We start from the raw sequence: 16,784 nt of genomic DNA, 5'->3' as shown, positions 1-16,784 counted from the left end.
GAATCAGCGCTACAACAGCGTTACACCAACACTTCGCTATACCGCTCCCGATACTCTTTCGGCGTGGTGTCGTACTCTTTCTTAAATACTGAATAGAAATACTGCAGTGACGGATAGCCGCACATCTGTGAAATTTCGTTGATCGACAGCGAAGTTGAGATCAGCAGGCTGCGGGCTTTCTCCAGTTTTTCGGCGTGAATCACCGCGTGGATCGTCTCCCCGACCTCTTCTTTAAAGCGCTTCTCCAGATTTGAGCGAGAAATACCGACCGCGTCCAGCACCTGATCCACTTTGATGCCTTTACAGGCATGGTTACGGATGTAGTGCATGGCCTGAATGACCGCCGGATCGTTTAACGAGCGGTAGTCCGTGGAGCGGCGCTCGACTACGCGAACCGGCGGCACCAGCAGGCGCTGAAGAGGCAAGGATTCGTTATCCAGAAGACGATGAAGTAATTTCGCGGCCTGATAGCCCATCTGTCGCGTCCCTTGTGCCACCGACGACAGGGCCACGCGCGACAGATAGCGCGTCAGCTCTTCGTTATCGATGCCAATGACGCACAGTTTCTCAGGAACAGGAATGTGCAGATGATCGCAGACCTGCAGCACGTGGCGCGCGCGGGCATCCGTGACGGCAATAATGCCCGTTTGCGGCGGTAGGGTTTGCAGCCAGTCGGCCAGCCGATTTTGTGCGTGCTGCCAGTTCTCTGGTGCGGTCTCCAGCCCCTGATAGACCACGCCCCGGTATTTCTCCTGCGCGACGATCTGGCAAAACGCATATTCGCGCTCCATCGCCCAGCCTTTGCCACTGGAGGAGGGCAGGCCGTAAAAGGCGAAGCGGTGTACGCCTTTTTCTTTTAAATGCAAAAATGCGCTCTCGACCAGCGCGTGATTGTCCGTTGCGATGTAGTGGACCGGAGGGTACTTTTCGGGCGAGTGATATGAGCCGCCGACGCCCACAATCGGGACGTCGACGTCGGTTAGTAACTGCTCGATCACGGGATCGTCGTAATCGGCGATCACGCCATCGCCCAGCCAGTCCTTGATGTTTTCAATGCGGGTGCGGAAATCTTCTTCAATAAAAATATCCCACTCCGATTGCGACGCCTGCAAATATTCACCCACGCCTTCAACTACCTGACGGTCATAGGCTTTGTTGGCGTTGAATAACAACGTAATGCGGTGACGCTTCTCAAACATGGTTTATCTTTCCCAAATCAGTGACTCATGCCCGTCGCTTGGTCGCGGAGTCCATCCAGACCGCCAGCAACAAAATGGCGCCTTTAACGATATACTGCCAGAAGGTCGGAACGTCCATCATACTCATTCCGTTATCCAGCGACGCCATAATAAATGCCCCCATCACCGCGCCCGCAACGCTCCCGATGCCTCCTGCGAGGCTGGTTCCACCAATGACGCACGCGGCGATAGCATCCAGCTCGGCAATGTTACCGGCAGAGGGAGAACCGGCGCCGAGGCGCGAGCTTAAAATCAGCCCGGCGATAGCCACCATCAGACCATTAATCGCAAACACGGCGAGTTTGGTGCGCTCCACATTGATCCCTGAAAGACGTGCGGCCTCAATATTGCCGCCGATGGCGTAAATGCGTCGGCCAAAAGCGGTGCGAGTCGCCATAAACATACCGGCCAGTAACAGCAGGGTCAGAATCAGCACGGGCGTCGGCACGCCACGATAATCATTCAGGAGCCAGATCGCGCCCAGCACAATGACGGCGGTCAGCGCCTGCCGCCCGACGACCGACGTTGAAGGCGTCGAGGCGAGCCCCAGCGCCTGACGGCGCATTCTGGCGCGCCACTGCCAGGCGATGAATGCCATCAGGCCGATAGCGCCGAAGGTAAAACCAACGCCATCGGAGAGATAACTCTGACCAATTTGCGACATCGACGCGCTGGTGGGTGAAACCGTGGTGCCATTGGTGATGCCGATCAGGATGCCACGAAATGCGAGCATCCCCGCCAGGGTGACGATAAATGAAGGCACCTTACGATACGCCACCCACCAGCCATTCCAGGTGCCGAGCAGCAGGCCGAGCACCAGCGTGACGGCCACCGTCAAGGGTAGCGGCCAGCCGAGCCAGACGTCAAAGATTGCGGCGACACCGCCCAGTAACCCCATCATCGAACCGACCGACAGATCGATTTCGGCAGAGATAATGACGAATACCATTCCGACTGCCAGAATGCCGGTAATCGCCGTCTGGCGCAGCAGGTTGGAGATATTGCGCGCGCTTAAATACGAACCGTCGGTCATCCAGGTGAAAAACAGCATGATGGCGATAATGGCCGCGATCATCACGAAAACCTGTAGGTTCAACGCTTTAAATCCCGAGAACAAACCTGGCGCAGACACAGGGACTTTGATATCAGACGGGTTGCTTTTCGACATGACGTTCGCTCCTCAGGGCGGCTTCCATCACCTGTTCCTGGGTCAGGTTTTGGTTGATCAAATTGGCTTTCAGTTTGCCTTCATGCATGACCAGAACGCGATCGCTCAGGCCGAGCACTTCGGGCAGTTCGGACGAGATAACAATGACCGCGATGCCCTGTTGCACCAGCTGGTTAATGAGTTTGTAGATTTCATATTTTGCGCCGATGTCGATTCCACGCGTCGGCTCATCCAGAATCAGGATGCGTGGATTCAAAAGCAGGCAGCGCGCCAGAATCGCTTTCTGCTGATTGCCCCCGCTCAGCCGCCCGATGGCCAGCTCAGGTGATGAGGTTTTGACTTTCAGGCGCGCTAAAGACTGGAGAATGCACTGCTGTTCCGCCGCATCGTCCAGGCTGCTTAGCGCACCCGAAAACTGGTTGAGGGCCGCGAGGGTGATGTTTTTTCCCACTGCCATGACCGGCACAATGCCGTCTTTTTTTCGATCTTCCGGGACCATCGCGATGCCCTGGGCGATGGCCTGCTGACAGCTGTTGATATGTACGAGCTCGCCGTCGAGATAAATGCTGCCTTCCCAGCGGCCCGGCCAGACGCCAAACAGGCACTGGACCGCTTCGGTTCGCCCTGCACCCACTAAACCGGCAATGCCGAGGATCTCCCCGCGCCGCAGCGAGAAGGAGACATTGTTGACGCGTTTGATATGGCGGTTAACCGGATGCCAGGCGGTCAGGTTTTCGACTCTTAAGATTTCGTCCCCGGTGGTGTGCGGCTCGTTTGGGTAGAGCGCGGTGAGTTCACGCCCCACCATCATGGTAATGATGTCGTCTTCACTCATCCCGGCAGCTTCTCGTGTGCCGATGTGTTGCCCATCGCGGATAACGCAGATGGTGTCCGAGATGGCTTTCACCTCATTGAGTTTGTGAGAAATATAAATGCAGGCGATGCCGTGATGCTGCAGGTCACGGATGATATCCAGCAGGACCGCAGTTTCTTGCTCTGTCAGCGATGCGGTAGGTTCATCGAGGATCAGCAAGCGCACCTGTTTGTTTAAGGCTTTGGCAATTTCGACCAGCTGCTGCTGCCCTAACCCCAAATCGCCGACGCGGGTATTGGGCGAAATTTGAAGGCTGACCTGAGCCAGCAGCTTTTCACAGCGCAGGGTCATGGTGTCGTAGTCCAGAACGCCGAAGCGTGAGATCTCGGCACCGAGGAAAATATTCTCCAGCACCGTGAGATGCTTCACCAGCGCCAGCTCCTGGTGAATGATGGCGATCCCTTTACGCTCCGTGTCGCGAATGTGCGTGGCTTGCAGCGTTTCACCGGCAAAGACGATTTCACCATCATAGCTGCCGTGCGGGTAGATGCCGCACAGCACTTTCATCAGCGTGGATTTGCCAGATCCGTTTTCACCGCACAGCGAGACAATCTCGCCGGGGTTCAGGCGCAGGCTCACGTTGTCGACGGCTTTCACCGCGCCAAAAGCTTTGGTAATGCTTTTCATTTCAAGTAAATACGGCATAACTGCTCCACATGACCCGAGTCAAATCGTACAAGTCGACATGCCCCCGCAAAGCAGGGGCGATGCGGGATTACAGTTCGCTTTTCTTGTGGAAACCGTCTTTCACGACGGTGGAATCAATGTTCTCTTTGTTGACTTCGATTGGCGTCAGCAGACGGGCAGGGACATCTTTGAGGCCGTTATTCAGTTTGGAATCGGCCTTAGGCTGCTGATCGTTGCCCAGCTCAACGGCGATTTCCGCAGCAGTAGTGGCCAGTTCGGTGATAGGTTTGTAGACCGTCATGGTCTGGGTGCCGGCAATAATACGTTTTACGCCCGCGAGATCCGCATCCTGACCGGAAATCGCGACTTTACCGGCCAGACCTTGCGCACTCAGCGCCTGAATTGCACCGCCCGCAGTGGCATCGTTGGAAGCGACCACAGCGTCAATTTTGTTATTGTTCGCGGTTAACGCATTTTCCATAATTTTTAGCGCATTTTCCGGCAGCCAGCCGTCGGCCCATTGATCGCCCACCACTTTAATTTTACCGTCGTCGATATACGGCTTAAGGACCTTCATTTGCCCTTCACGGAATAATTTGGCGTTGTTATCAACAGGGGAGCCGCCCATCAGGAAATAATTCCCCTGCGGCACTTTGTCGACCAGACTTTGCGCCTGAATTTCACCGACTTTTTCGTTGTCGAAGGAAATATAAAAATCAATATCAGCGTTATTAATCATGCGGTCATAGGCTAAGACTTTAATTCCTTCTTGTTTGGCCTCTTTTACCACATTACTTAGCACCTGGCCGTTGTAAGGAATTATCACCAGCACATCTACGCCGCGGTTAATCATATTTTCGATTTGCGACATTTGCGTTTCTTCATTGCCATTGGCAGATTGAACAAACACTTTTGCACCGAGAGATTCCGCTTTATTCACAAAAATATCGCGGTCTTTTTGCCAGCGCTCCAGGCGCAGGTCGTCAATGGCCATTCCGATTTTGACTTCTTTTGCATGCCCCGCAAAGCTGGTTAGCAGTAGCGAAGCACAGAGAGTAAGGCACAGGTTTCTTATCGTCATAATTATTTTACCTTTTTCTGTAGGGTGGTAAGGCTGAGACAAAAGAATCATTCACTGCCAGATACGCAGCAAATTCTTAACGGGGAAAGGCAAACTGGCAATTACAGATTTTTATCTTCTCATTACGATATTTGGTTTATTTGCGAATTTATGACCGCGATCTGATTTTAAAATGTGCAACTTATTAATTACACATGATTCTGGAATAAGCGCCGAAAAATCGTTTGCTTGCGTATTATTTTTGCGAGCCAGCGCACGTTTGTGCATTCTCTCAATAGCAGTGTGAAATAACGTAATTGAGCAAGCTGCAATGAGTATTCACTATTACTCCATTATCGATTACTCGCCGCACCTCTTGATTATGGAGTTCAATATGCAAGCTTATTTCGACCAACTCGATCGCGTTCGCTACGAAGGCCCAAAATCCACCAATCCTCTAGCATTTCGTCATTACAACCCGGATGAGCTTGTACTCGGTAAGCGCATGGAAGATCACCTGCGTTTCGCTGCCTGCTACTGGCACACCTTCTGCTGGAATGGCGCGGATATGTTTGGTGTCGGCTCGTTTGACCGCCCATGGCAGCAGCCTGGCGAAGCGCTGGAACTGGCGAAGCGCAAAGCCGATGTGGCATTCGAGTTTTTCCACAAGCTGAACGTCCCGTATTACTGCTTCCACGATGTGGACGTCTCGCCGGAAGGGGCCTCGCTGAAAGAATATCTGAACAACTTTGCGCAGATGGTGGAATATCTGGGCGAGAAGCAGCAGAAAAGTGGCGTGAAGCTGCTGTGGGGGACGGCGAACTGCTTTACGAACCCGCGCTATGGTGCCGGTGCGGCGACTAACCCTGATCCTGAAGTGTTCAGCTGGGCTGCCACTCAGGTGGTGACGGCTATGAACGCCACCCATCAGCTGGGCGGTGAAAACTACGTGCTGTGGGGCGGTCGCGAAGGCTATGAAACCCTGCTCAACACCGACCTGCGTCAGGAGCGTGAGCAGATTGGCCGTTTCATGCAGATGGTGGTCGATCACAAACACAAAATCGGGTTCCGTGGCACCTTGCTGATTGAGCCGAAGCCGCAGGAGCCAACCAAGCACCAGTACGATTACGACGTGGCAACGGTCTACGGCTTCCTCAAACAATTTGGTCTGGAAAAAGAGATCAAAGTGAATATCGAAGCCAACCACGCCACGCTGGCGGGACACTCTTTCCATCATGAAATCGCCTCTGCTATCGCGCTGGGCATCTTTGGCTCTGTCGATGCTAACCGTGGCGATCCGCAGCTCGGCTGGGACACCGACCAGTTCCCAATTAGCGTGGAAGAGAATGCGCTGGTGATGTACGAAATCATCAAAGCAGGCGGCTTTACCACCGGCGGCCTGAACTTTGACGCCAAAGTACGCCGTCAGAGTACCGATAAGTACGATCTGTTCTACGGCCATATTGGCGCGATGGACACCATGGCGCTGGCGCTGAAAGTGGCGGCCCGCATGATTGAAGACGGTGAACTGGATAAACGCGTTGCGAAGCGCTATTCCGGCTGGAACAGTGAACTCGGCCAGCAAATTTTGAAAGGGCAGTTATCCCTTGCCGAGATCGCGAAGTACGCTGAACAACATAGCCTGGCGCCGAGCCATCAGAGCGGCCACCAGGAACTGCTGGAAAACCTGGTCAATCACTATTTGTTCGATAAATAGTCAGTGTCGCCGGGCGGTGCTGAGCCTGCCCGGCCTACGGAAAATATTGGTATTGTAGGCCCGGTACGCTTTGCGCCACCGGGCGTTTCTGTTAAAGGAGTCACCGCAATGTATATCGGGATTGATCTTGGCACATCGGGTGTGAAAGCCATCCTGTTAAACGAGCAGGGCGACGTACTGGCCTCACACACTGAGAAGCTGCACGTTTCGCGCCCACATCCCTTATGGTCAGAACAAGACCCCGAACAGTGGTGGCAGGCGACGGATCGCGTGATCAAAGCGCTGGGCGAACTGCACAGTCTGCGTGAGATAAAAGCGCTGGGGATTGCCGGGCAGATGCACGGCGCCACGCTGCTGGATAGCGCGCACTGTGTGCTGCGCCCGGCGATTTTGTGGAATGACGGCCGCTGCGCCGAAGAGTGCGCCATCCTCGAAGAACGGGTGCCGACGTCACGGCAAATTACCGGTAACCTGATGATGCCGGGCTTTACGGCACCGAAGCTGCTGTGGGTGCAGCGCCATGAGCCGGACGTTTTTAAGCAGGTGGCGAAGGTCTTGCTGCCAAAAGATTATCTGCGTTTTCGCATGACGGGTGATTTCGCCAGCGACATGTCGGACGCCGCAGGGACGATGTGGCTCGATGTCGCTAAACGCGACTGGAGCGAGGCGATGCTGGATGCCTGCCAGCTGACACGCGATCATATGCCTGCGCTCTTCGAAGGCAGTGAAATCACCGGCGTGCTGAATCCTTCGTTAGCGGAAAGCTGGAATATGCCTGCCGTGCCGGTAGTGGCGGGCGGTGGCGATAATGCGGCGGGGGCGGTGGGCGTGGGAATGGTGGATGCTGGACAGGCAATGCTGTCGTTAGGCACCTCGGGCGTCTATTTTGCCGTCAGCGACGGGTATCGCAGCAATCCGGAAAGCGCCGTACACAGTTTCTGCCATGCGTTGCCGGGGAAATGGCATCTGATGTCGGTGATGCTCAGCGCCGCATCATGCCTTGACTGGGCGGCAAATCTAACGGGGCTTAAGGACGTTCCGGCGCTGATCGCGGCGGCCCAGCAGGCCAATGAGGATGCCGGTGCTGTCTGGTTTTTACCCTATCTTTCCGGTGAGCGCACACCGCACAACAACCCAGAGGCGAAAGGCGTGTTCTTTGGTCTAACGCATCAGCATGGCCCAGCTGAACTGGCGCGTGCGGTGCTGGAGGGCGTTGGCTATGCGCTGGCAGATGGGATGGATGTGGTTCACGACTGCGGGCTAAAACCGACCAGCATTACCCTCATCGGCGGAGGCGCGAGAAGTAGCTACTGGCGGCAGATGCTGGCGGATATCAGCGGCTTGCAGCTTGATTACCGCACGGGCGGCGACGTAGGGCCTGCACTGGGCGCAGCCCGTCTGGCGCAGATTGCGCTGAACCCGGACAAACCGCTTTCGCAGCTACTTCCGCAGCTCATGCTTGAGCAGGAACATAAGCCGGATGCGGCGCGTCATAGCCGCTACGGCGAACGGCGCGAAGTGTTCCGCAAAATCTATCAGCAGCTCTTGCCGTTAATGTCGTAAGGCGACGTTGTCCCAATGGGACATGAGGATGTCCTTTTTTGGTCTTCTCGTGGAGCCGTCTCCTCGTCAGTATAGGGTTATACCCACTGGCGAGGAGAATCACCATGTCGCGCACCGCATTAATCAATATCGATACTCAGCAGTCGTTCCATCACCGTGAATACTGGCAGGAAGAGGGTTTTGAGGCATTTCAACAGGCCATGCTGGGGCTGATTGAAGGCTGTGAATCGCGCGGTATCCCCGTTGTGGATATCTTCCATGTCGACGATACCGGGCCGTTCTCACTGCAAAGCGGCTATGTCACTCCTATGTCCTTTTTACGTCATCAGCCTGCGGTCGTTTTCCAGAAGCATGTGCATAACGCCTTTACCGATACGGGTCTTGACCACTGGTTGCGCGAACGGGATATTAATCGTCTGATCATCTGTGGTCTGCGTACGGAACAGTGCTGTGAAACCACCGCGCGAGTGGCCTCGGATTTGGGCTATGCGGTGACCTTCGTCAGTGAAGCGACGCTGACTTTCCCGATGACCTGGAAGGGCACTACGCTCGATACCCACGAGCTACGCCATCGTACCGAAACGGTACTGGCCGGGCGTTTTGCAGAAATTAAAACTGTGGCGGAGACGCTGGAGTCGCTCTGATGAGTATCGACGTCTGGTTTGTGATGTTGCCGGGAGTGCTGGCGCTGGATATGTCCGGCCCGGCAGAAACCTTTGTGCTGGCAGGCGATGCGTTTCGTCTGCACTACATCGGCCCGCAGCCGGAGGTCCCCACCTCGATTGGCCTGACGATGGGCGGAATTGCGCCTCTTCCCGAGACGCTGCCCGAGGGCAGTTTGCTGGTTTTACCGGGCGTGAGTGATTCGCGCCATCAGTTTTCGACGCCTCAGGCGCAGAGCGTTCAGCACTGGCTGATGCGCCTGCAGCCCGAGATTCACCGTCAGGCCATCACCGTTATGTGCGTTTGCTCCGGAGCACTGCTGGCGGCGAAGTCGGGTTTACTCAACGGCAAGCAGTGCACAACGCATCACGATGTTATCGGGCGTCTTCGCGACGCGGCCCCCGGTGCGCTAATCAAAGAGAATCGTATTTTTGTGCAGGACGGTAACATCTGGACCAGTGCCGGGATCACCTCAGGGATTGATCTCACTCTGCACCTGATGAGCCGCCTGTGTGGGCCGGAAAAGGCGCTGGCCGTCGCCCGTGAAATGGTGGTGTGGTTCCGACGTTCGGGCGACGATCCGCAGCTCTCGCCGTGGCTGCGTTATCGCAATCATCTGCACCCGGCCATCCATCGCGCGCAGGATGCGCTGACCGCCGAACCGCAAAAAGGCTGGCAACTGGCCGATATTGCGGCTCTGGCGCATGTCAGCCCCCGGCATTTAACACGTCTTTTTCAGGAACATCTGGGGATCAGCGTGCGCGATTATCTGGAGCAGCTGCGGCTGGCGATTGCACAGCAGTGGCTGTTGCAGGGGCGCGGCGTGGAGCAGGCGTCCATCGCCGCAGGGTTTTCGTCTCCACGCCAGTTTCACCGGGCAAAGCAGCGTGCAATCAACTGACAAACCGGCGCGTGTCCACGCGCTGCAGCAGCATCGACAGCAGCAGGCTGATGAGCAACGTCGCGGTGAAAATCCAGACGATATCCAGCAACGGCCAGCTTTTCAGCTCAAGTCCGCGCGTGCGCAGAGCGTGGATCACCAGTGCGTGAAAGCCATAAATCCCGAGGGAGTGGCGTGAAATCAGCCCCAGTACCGGAAGTGGGCGCGTGTTTAGAGTGTTTTTGACCAGCGTCAACAGCGAAACGGCGCAGATAAAGACCATCGGGCCGCAGTACACATACCAGGTATCGGCAAAGTTCCCGCGCCAGCGCAGCTCATAGAGGGTTCCGCGTGAGATCACAAACACCGCCCCGATGAACAGCGCGGCGCAAAGCCACGTCAGCCAGGGCTTACGTGTATCCAGCATACCGATTGCCCGCCCGAGCATTCCATAAATCACGTAGTAAAACGTGTCGCCGTTAATATAGAGATTGATCGGCAGCCATTCGAAGCCGCCTATTTTCTGCGAGACGGTATTAGGGTTGGCGAGCAGGCCAATCACCACCATCAACGCCAGCAACATCTTCCCGCCGACGTTTTTGACCTGAATCAGCGGGGAGACCAGATAAATTACGATGATGGCGAAGAAAAACCACAGATGGTAGAAAACGGGTTTTTGCAGCAAATTCTTCAGCGACAGTTCGGCGTTTATTGACGTAAACAGGCTGATATAAAGCAACGCCACGGCGCTGTAAAACAGCAGGCACAGGCCAATGCGCAGGAAATGGCGCGGTTGTGCGCTGCGCTCACCGAAAAACAGATAACCGGAAATCATGAAAAACAGCGGGACGCTGACGCGCGATGCCGAGTTGAGGATATTGGCGATATCCCAGTTCATTGGGCTGATGCTGTGGGCATTAGTGATGTACCAGGTCGTGGTATGAATCATCACGACCATCAAACAGGCTATCCCTCGCAAATTATCAATCCAGCTAATTTTTGACTGCATCAGTTCCTCTGTTTTGGTGGTAAATACGGTCTGACTGTCATTGTGTGCTAGCCTCTCTCTGGATAATTCTGAGTTTGCCTGGGCGCGCTTGAACGAAAGTCGCGAGATTCGCAGAATGCCGGGCCATAATCTATAAAGTTTTAATACTAAAAATAACAGCCAGAAAATAGGGCGGTAATAAAAATGATGATCACGCGCGCTGCGTCACTGATTCTGCTGGTTTTACTTGCAGGGTGCAGCTCACAGGAAGACGCTCCGGTACAGCGGGCGCAGAAAAGCAAAGTCAGCCCGGAACGTTCGTTAAATATGGAGCAGCTGTGTAAGGATCAGGCCGCCCATCGCTATAATACCGGCACACAGAAAATTGATGTGACAGGCTTTGAGCAATTTCAGGGCAGCTATGAGATGCGCGGGTCTACGGCACGTAAAGAGGGCTTTGTCTGCTCTTTTGACGCAGACGGGCAGTTTTTGCATCTCTCAATGCGCTAAGCGCCTTATTTCCCCAATTTTCCCTAAACAAACCCGTTTCGTACTGTATATCTTGCAGTCAGCGGGTATACTGATCCCTTCCATTTAAAACCACACGTATCCAGCACGAAATACTATGCAAAAGTTTGATACCAAGACCTTCCAGGGCCTGATCCTGACGTTACAGGATTACTGGGCTCGTCAGGGCTGCACCATTGTTCAACCTTTGGACATGGAAGTTGGCGCCGGCACTTCACACCCGATGACTAGCCTGCGTGCGCTGGGGCCTGAACCTATGGCAACCGCGTATGTGCAACCATCCCGTCGTCCGACTGATGGCCGCTATGGCGAAAACCCGAACCGCTTACAGCACTATTACCAGTTCCAGGTGGTGATTAAGCCTTCTCCGGATAATATCCAGGAGCTGTACCTCGGTTCCCTGAAAGAGCTGGGCGTGGATCCAACCATTCATGACATTCGCTTCGTGGAAGATAACTGGGAAAACCCAACGCTGGGTGCCTGGGGTCTGGGCTGGGAAGTGTGGCTGAACGGCATGGAAGTGACGCAGTTCACTTACTTCCAGCAGGTTGGCGGTCTTGAGTGTAAGCCAATCACCGGTGAGATCACCTACGGTCTGGAACGTCTGGCCATGTACATTCAGGGCGTAGACAGCGTTTACGACCTGGTCTGGAGCGACGGCCCGCTGGGTAAAACCACCTACGGCGACGTGTTCCATCAGAACGAAGTGGAGCAATCCACCTATAACTTCGAATACGCGGATGTGGACTTCCTGTTCACCTGCTTCGAGCAGTACGAGAAAGAAGCGCAGCAGCTGCTGGCGCTGGAAACTCCGCTGCCGCTGCCAGCCTACGAGCGTATTCTGAAGGCCGCCCATAGCTTTAACCTGCTCGACGCCCGTAAAGCCATCTCCGTGACTGAACGTCAGCGCTATATTTTGCGCATTCGCACGCTGACCAAAGCCGTTGCAGAAGCTTACTACGCGTCCCGTGAAGCCCTTGGCTTCCCGATGTGCAATCGAAATAAATAAGAGGCGGCCATGTCTGAGAATACTTTCCTGGTGGAAATCGGCACTGAAGAGCTGCCACCAAAAGCCCTGCGCAGCCTGGCGGAATCCTTCGCTGCAAATGTCACGGCTGAGCTGGATAACGCTGGCCTGGCGCACGGTAAAATCGAATGGTTTGCGGCTCCACGCCGTCTGGCGCTGAAAGTTGCTAATCTCGCAGCCTCCCAGCCAGACCGTGAAGTCGAAAAACGCGGCCCGGCCATTGCCCAGGCGTTCGACGCGGAAGGCAAACCGAGCAAAGCCGCCGAAGGCTGGGCACGTGGTTGCGGTATCACCGTTGACCAGGCTGAGCGTCTGGCGACCGACAAAGGTGAATGGCTGCTGTATCGCGCCCATGTGAAAGGCGAAAGCGCAGAAGCGCTGCTGCCAAACATGATTGCCACGTCGCTGGCTAAACTGCCGATCCCGAAACTGATGCGCTGGGGCGCGAGCGACGTGCACTTTGTACGTCCGGTTCACACCGTGACCCTGCTGCTGGGCGATAAGCTGATCCCTGCGACAATCCTGGGTATTCAGTCCGATCGCGTGATCCGTGGCCATCGCTTTATGGGCGAGCCTGAGTTCACCATCGAGCACGCCGATCAGTATCCGCAGATCCTGCTGGAACGCGGCAAAGTCATTGCCGATTACGAGCAGCGTAAAGCCAAAATCAAAGCAGACGCGGAAGAAGCGGCACGCAAAATCGGTGGCAATGCCGATCTGAGCGAAAGCCTGCTGGAAGAAGTGACCTCGCTGGTGGAATGGCCAGTGGTCCTGACGGCGAAGTTCGAAGAGAAATTCCTTGCCGTTCCGGCTGAAGCGCTGGTTTACACCATGAAAGGTGACCAGAAGTACTTCCCGGTTTACGCGGCGGACGGCAAACTGCTGCCAAACTTTATCTTTGTGGCGAATATTGAGTCGAAAGATCCGAGCCAGATTATCTCCGGTAACGAGAAAGTGGTTCGTCCACGTCTGGCGGATGCTGAGTTCTTCTTCAATAGCGACCGTAAAAAACGTCTGGAAGATCACCTGCCGCGCCTGCAAACCGTTCTGTTCCAGCAACAGCTCGGCACGCTGCGCGACAAAACCGATCGTATCGCGGAGCTGTCTGGTTGGATCGCCCGTGAAATCGGTGCCGATGTTAACCACGCGACTCGCGCGGGCCTGCTCTCCAAGTGCGACCTGATGACCAACATGGTGTTCGAATTTACCGACACCCAGGGTGTTATGGGCATGCACTACGCACGTCATGACGGCGAAGCGGAAGATGTCGCGGTTGCGCTGAATGAGCAGTATCAGCCACGCTTTGCGGGCGATGAACTGCCGTCTAATCCGGTGGCCTGTGCCGTCGCGATTGCCGATAAAATGGATACCCTTGCGGGGATCTTTGGTATCGGTCAGCATCCAAAAGGCGACAAAGACCCGTTTGCACTGCGTCGTGCGGCGCTCGGCGTGCTGCGTATCATCGTTGAGAAGAACCTGAATCTGGATCTGCAGACGCTGACTGAAGAAGCGGTACGTCTGTACGGCGATAAGCTGACCAACGCCAAAGTAGTGGATGACGTTATCGACTTTATGCTGGGCCGTTTCCGCGCCTGGTATCAGGACGAAGGCTACACCGTCGATACCATTCAGGCCGTTCTGGCACGCCGTCCAACGCGTCCGGCAGATTTTGATGCACGCATGAAGGCGGTTTCGCACTTCCGTACGCTGGAAGCTGCGTCTGCGCTGGCTGCGGCTAACAAGCGTGTTTCCAATATTCTGGCGAAGTCCGATGAACAGCTCACCGAACGTGTCAACGCTGCCACCCTGAAAGAACCAGAAGAGATCGCGCTGGCGATGCAGGTTGTGGTATTGCGCGACAAGCTGGAGCCGTTCTTCGCGGAAGGCCGCTACCAGGAAGCGCTGGTGGAACTGGCGGAACTGCGTGAAGTGATCGATGCCTTCTTCGAAAAAGTGATGGTAAACGTAGAGGATAAAGAGCTGCGTATTAACCGCCTCTCGATGCTCGAAAAACTGCGTGAACTGTTCCTGCGCGTGGCGGATATTTCGCTGCTGCAGTAATCGGTTATCGATATAAAAAAACCCGCTGAAAGGCGGGTTTTTTATTTTCTGAACGTGTTCTCTTTTAAAAAATATATGATCTGTCAGACACTATTCAGTGTGAGAAAGAGTAATATAATGATGCTCATTTAATTGGCTCAGGGAATGTTGCCAGATAAGGACATCAACATATGAGTAATACCGTTTATTTAAGGATGAAAGGCGAACGTCAGGGTGAAATATCTTCAGGCTGCGGAACAGAAAAATCCATTGGTAATCGCTACCAGTATCAGCATCGGGATGAAATTCTTGTTTACCAGCTTGCCTCTAGTATGACGAGCACCGCATATGGCATGAACCACCCGGGCCTGCGATTTACTAAACCGATAGATAAAAGCACGCCATTACTGACGACCGCGATTAATGAGAATGAAAAGCTGCAGCTGATCTTCGATTTTTATCGTACTAATCGCTACGGGCGACAGGAGAAATACTATCAGATAGAACTCCGTGGGGCATCTATTCAGGGGATTATGTATTCTATAAATCCGGATGTTCTCGATAGCGAAAATATCACTGTGAGTTATGAATATATTCGCAGTAAACATCTTGGCGCTAACACGGAATACAGTGATCTGATCCTACCGGATAACTATAAACAGCTGTTTCCGCCGAATGAAAAGCCGCAGCCAGAAATACGTCATATTATTTTGACACTGGGCGTCTTTTTTGATGGAACCGGTAATAATGCCGTGAACACGCAGAATATGTTAGCTGCCTGTACCGCTGCCCATTTCGAACTCTCCGATCCGGATGCTGAAATTATTCTGGCCCGTACTGCCGAGGAAAAGATGGGCATTTCAGGTACCAGCGCTACCAGCTATATCGGGGGCTATACAAATATTCATTGGTTAAATACGTTGTACAAAACGGATATCCCCATTGATACAGGGCAAGTGCAGGCAGCAATTTATGTGGAAGGGATTGGTACCGAAGCGGGCAAACCGGACAGTATGCTTGGCCTGACCTTAGGTGTGGCGGATACCGGGGTGATTGCGAAGACGGACCTTGCGGTGAAGCAGATTGCGGTGGCGATCGAAGAGACTTTACGCAAACTTCGACAGACAATTTCTGGGGGTGGGATGACGGTCACGTCCTGCCAGTTTGATATCTTTGGTTTTAGCCGTGGAGCCGCCGCCGCACGCCATTTTGCCAACCGTATTCAGGATAAAGACAGAGTGATCGCCAATGCCATTCGCTACGGAATGGGGGAGGTCAATTATGTCGGTGCGCCAGCCGGGAAAACGCGTTTCATCGGCATTTTCGATACTGTCGCCGCCATCGGCACGCCACAGAACGGCCTGAACCCGCACACGGCGAACACCGGCGAGGTCAATATCATGCTGCGTCCTGGCGTGGCGGAGAAAGTGTTTCATATCACGGCACAGAACGAATGCCGCTTTAACTTTGCGCTGAACAGTGTCCAGCCCGCCTGGCCTGAACTGGCGCTGCCCGGCGCTCACTCCGATATCGGCGGAGGTTATTTGCCAGTGGTGCGCGAAAATATCTTCCTTACACGCCCCGAGGGGGAAACGGTGCCGCTCAACACACCTCCTCAAAAGTCGCGGGCGTACCGTCATGCCGTAGCACAATTGTCTGTACTTGAGGCTTCCGCAGTGGTGGCCCCGCTTATCCGCACCAACGACATTAGCGCGGATGTGTGGGAAGACGAGCGAATGCCAGCCCATCACATTGAGGGGATGCAAAAACGGGCATTTGCGGCGCTGACCATGAAGCAAAGACTGGTGAAGAACGACTGGTCCAAAGTGGTACTAAGGGTCATGCTCGATGCGGCGCAGGAGGCGGGAGTCGTGTTTGAAAATATTCCAGATGATAATGACGATCTTAGTCTTACCTCAGAGCTTCTCGAACTTTCTGGGAAGACGATCATGATGGGAAAAAGAACTAGAGCGGGAATAACTCCTCCACTTTTTAACCAGCAAGAGATTGATCTTATTGCACAAGATTATATCCACTGCTCGGCAAACTGGAACAGCATTACGCTCGACTCACACAGGAAGATTTATGGTGGTATGTCACCCTCGCAGATAATTGGTTTTGTAAATCGTCCTGATGAGGGATGGAAACGGACAACCTATGACATGGATGGCAATAAAAAATGAAACTGGGCAAACGGTTCTTTCTTTCACTTTTGCTTGCAGTTGCAGGTTGCCACTCGGCCGGATCTATAACTCCGGAAGAAACCGGTGAGATGCCTTATGGGCTGTGGGAGTTTGCATTTTTTACGCCGAAAGCACTTCCGGCCCTCGTGACATATGTCGGCATTATCGATGATAAAAATATTCTCTACTCATTCAGAACGCTGGACAGTACTCAGGATAGCTGGGTCA

General features: G+C 54.2%; 13 protein-coding genes and 1 pseudogene. 9 read left to right on the top strand and 5 right to left on the bottom strand.

The window, feature by feature from the left end:
• Positions 1 to 20: 20 nt before the first annotated feature.
• From xylR to xylF, 4 genes are all read right to left on the bottom strand, one after another.
• On the bottom strand, positions 21 to 1,199 hold the full coding sequence (gene xylR / locus F153LOC_RS13450; protein WP_100778145.1) for a D-xylose utilization transcriptional activator XylR: 1,179 nt from the start codon (positions 1,197 to 1,199) through the stop codon (positions 21 to 23).
• 25 nt (positions 1,200 to 1,224) lie between these two features.
• Complete coding sequence (xylH, locus tag F153LOC_RS13445; protein ID WP_102105030.1) at positions 1,225 to 2,406, bottom strand: xylose ABC transporter permease XylH; 1,182 nt, start codon at positions 2,404 to 2,406, stop codon at positions 1,225 to 1,227.
• Positions 2,384 to 3,925 (bottom strand): xylose ABC transporter ATP-binding protein, encoded by a 1,542-nt coding sequence (locus F153LOC_RS13440; protein WP_102105029.1) that lies wholly within the window; start codon positions 3,923 to 3,925, stop codon positions 2,384 to 2,386. The genes xylH and F153LOC_RS13440 overlap by 23 nt, the downstream gene beginning before the upstream one ends.
• Before the next feature lie 70 nt (positions 3,926 to 3,995).
• Complete coding sequence (gene xylF / locus F153LOC_RS13435; protein WP_100778142.1) at positions 3,996 to 4,988, bottom strand: D-xylose ABC transporter substrate-binding protein; 993 nt, start codon at positions 4,986 to 4,988, stop codon at positions 3,996 to 3,998.
• Positions 4,989 to 5,361: 373 nt separating this feature from the next.
• Between xylF and xylA the strand changes: the two genes are divergently transcribed.
• The 4 genes from xylA to F153LOC_RS13410 all read left to right on the top strand — a co-directional run bounded on the left by xylA (position 5,362) and on the right by F153LOC_RS13410 (position 9,811).
• Positions 5,362 to 6,684, top strand: a complete 1,323-nt coding sequence (xylA, locus tag F153LOC_RS13425) for a xylose isomerase (RefSeq protein WP_102105140.1) — start codon at positions 5,362 to 5,364, stop codon at positions 6,682 to 6,684.
• A gap of 108 nt (positions 6,685 to 6,792) precedes the next feature.
• Positions 6,793 to 8,247: a xylulokinase gene (xylB, locus tag F153LOC_RS13420; protein ID WP_102105028.1), complete on the top strand. Its 1,455-nt coding sequence runs from the start codon at positions 6,793 to 6,795 to the stop codon at positions 8,245 to 8,247.
• Between the two features lie 104 nt (positions 8,248 to 8,351).
• Positions 8,352 to 8,891 (top strand): isochorismatase family protein, encoded by a 540-nt coding sequence (locus F153LOC_RS13415; RefSeq protein ID WP_102105027.1) that lies wholly within the window; start codon positions 8,352 to 8,354, stop codon positions 8,889 to 8,891.
• Positions 8,891 to 9,811, top strand: a complete 921-nt coding sequence (locus F153LOC_RS13410; RefSeq protein ID WP_102105026.1) for a GlxA family transcriptional regulator — start codon at positions 8,891 to 8,893, stop codon at positions 9,809 to 9,811. Before F153LOC_RS13415 ends, F153LOC_RS13410 begins: the two co-directional genes overlap by 1 nt.
• On the opposite strand, the gene F153LOC_RS13405 is transcribed toward F153LOC_RS13410, so the two are convergent.
• Positions 9,804 to 10,799 carry an acyltransferase gene (locus F153LOC_RS13405; protein WP_102105025.1) on the bottom strand — a complete coding sequence of 332 codons (996 nt, stop codon included), beginning with the start codon at positions 10,797 to 10,799 and terminating at the stop codon, positions 9,804 to 9,806. The genes F153LOC_RS13410 and F153LOC_RS13405 overlap by 8 nt on opposite strands.
• A gap of 183 nt (positions 10,800 to 10,982) precedes the next feature.
• On the opposite strand from F153LOC_RS13405, the gene F153LOC_RS13400 reads away from it, so the two are divergent.
• The 5 genes and pseudogenes from F153LOC_RS13400 to F153LOC_RS13380 all read left to right on the top strand — a co-directional run.
• Positions 10,983 to 11,288 carry a YsaB family lipoprotein gene (locus F153LOC_RS13400; RefSeq protein ID WP_100778137.1) on the top strand — a complete coding sequence of 102 codons (306 nt, stop codon included), beginning with the start codon at positions 10,983 to 10,985 and terminating at the stop codon, positions 11,286 to 11,288.
• Between the two features lie 115 nt (positions 11,289 to 11,403).
• Complete coding sequence (gene glyQ / locus F153LOC_RS13395; protein ID WP_011915428.1) at positions 11,404 to 12,315, top strand: glycine--tRNA ligase subunit alpha; 912 nt, start codon at positions 11,404 to 11,406, stop codon at positions 12,313 to 12,315.
• Positions 12,316 to 12,324: 9 nt separating this feature from the next.
• Positions 12,325 to 14,394 carry a glycine--tRNA ligase subunit beta gene (gene glyS, locus F153LOC_RS13390; RefSeq protein ID WP_100778136.1) on the top strand — a complete coding sequence of 690 codons (2,070 nt, stop codon included), beginning with the start codon at positions 12,325 to 12,327 and terminating at the stop codon, positions 14,392 to 14,394.
• Positions 14,395 to 14,564: 170 nt separating this feature from the next.
• Complete coding sequence (gene tssD / locus F153LOC_RS13385) at positions 14,565 to 16,556, top strand: type VI secretion system tube protein TssD (RefSeq protein WP_102105024.1); 1,992 nt, start codon at positions 14,565 to 14,567, stop codon at positions 16,554 to 16,556.
• A pseudogene (locus F153LOC_RS13380) lies at positions 16,553 to 16,784 on the top strand (DUF2931 family protein); the annotation flags it as partial. The gene tssD and the pseudogene F153LOC_RS13380, both read left to right, overlap by 4 nt.

The organism is Lelliottia sp. F153 (assembly GCF_002870005.1).
In the GTDB taxonomy this organism is placed as follows: Bacteria; Pseudomonadota; Gammaproteobacteria; order Enterobacterales; family Enterobacteriaceae; genus Enterobacter; species Enterobacter nimipressuralis.
Note: the sequence above shows the minus strand (reverse complement) of the source record. Positions and strands in the feature narration are given on the sequence as shown.

What these genes read in the sequence shown, in the direction of transcription:
- xylR (WP_100778145.1), bottom strand. Translation starts at nt 1,199, where the DNA reads ATGTTTGAGAAGCGTCACCGCATTACGTTGTTATTCAACGCCAACAAA.
- xylH (WP_102105030.1), bottom strand. Translation starts at nt 2,406, where the DNA reads ATGTCGAAAAGCAACCCGTCTGATATCAAAGTCCCTGTGTCTGCGCCA.
- F153LOC_RS13440 (WP_102105029.1), bottom strand. Translation starts at nt 3,925, where the DNA reads ATGCCGTATTTACTTGAAATGAAAAGCATTACCAAAGCTTTTGGCGCG.
- xylF (WP_100778142.1), bottom strand. Translation starts at nt 4,988, where the DNA reads ATGACGATAAGAAACCTGTGCCTTACTCTCTGTGCTTCGCTACTGCTA.
- xylA (WP_102105140.1), top strand. Translation starts at nt 5,362, where the DNA reads ATGCAAGCTTATTTCGACCAACTCGATCGCGTTCGCTACGAAGGCCCA.
- xylB (WP_102105028.1), top strand. Translation starts at nt 6,793, where the DNA reads ATGTATATCGGGATTGATCTTGGCACATCGGGTGTGAAAGCCATCCTG.
- F153LOC_RS13415 (WP_102105027.1), top strand. Translation starts at nt 8,352, where the DNA reads ATGTCGCGCACCGCATTAATCAATATCGATACTCAGCAGTCGTTCCAT.
- F153LOC_RS13410 (WP_102105026.1), top strand. Translation starts at nt 8,891, where the DNA reads ATGAGTATCGACGTCTGGTTTGTGATGTTGCCGGGAGTGCTGGCGCTG.
- F153LOC_RS13405 (WP_102105025.1), bottom strand. Translation starts at nt 10,799, where the DNA reads ATGCAGTCAAAAATTAGCTGGATTGATAATTTGCGAGGGATAGCCTGT.
- F153LOC_RS13400 (WP_100778137.1), top strand. Translation starts at nt 10,983, where the DNA reads ATGATGATCACGCGCGCTGCGTCACTGATTCTGCTGGTTTTACTTGCA.
- glyQ (WP_011915428.1), top strand. Translation starts at nt 11,404, where the DNA reads ATGCAAAAGTTTGATACCAAGACCTTCCAGGGCCTGATCCTGACGTTA.
- glyS (WP_100778136.1), top strand. Translation starts at nt 12,325, where the DNA reads ATGTCTGAGAATACTTTCCTGGTGGAAATCGGCACTGAAGAGCTGCCA.
- tssD (WP_102105024.1), top strand. Translation starts at nt 14,565, where the DNA reads ATGAGTAATACCGTTTATTTAAGGATGAAAGGCGAACGTCAGGGTGAA.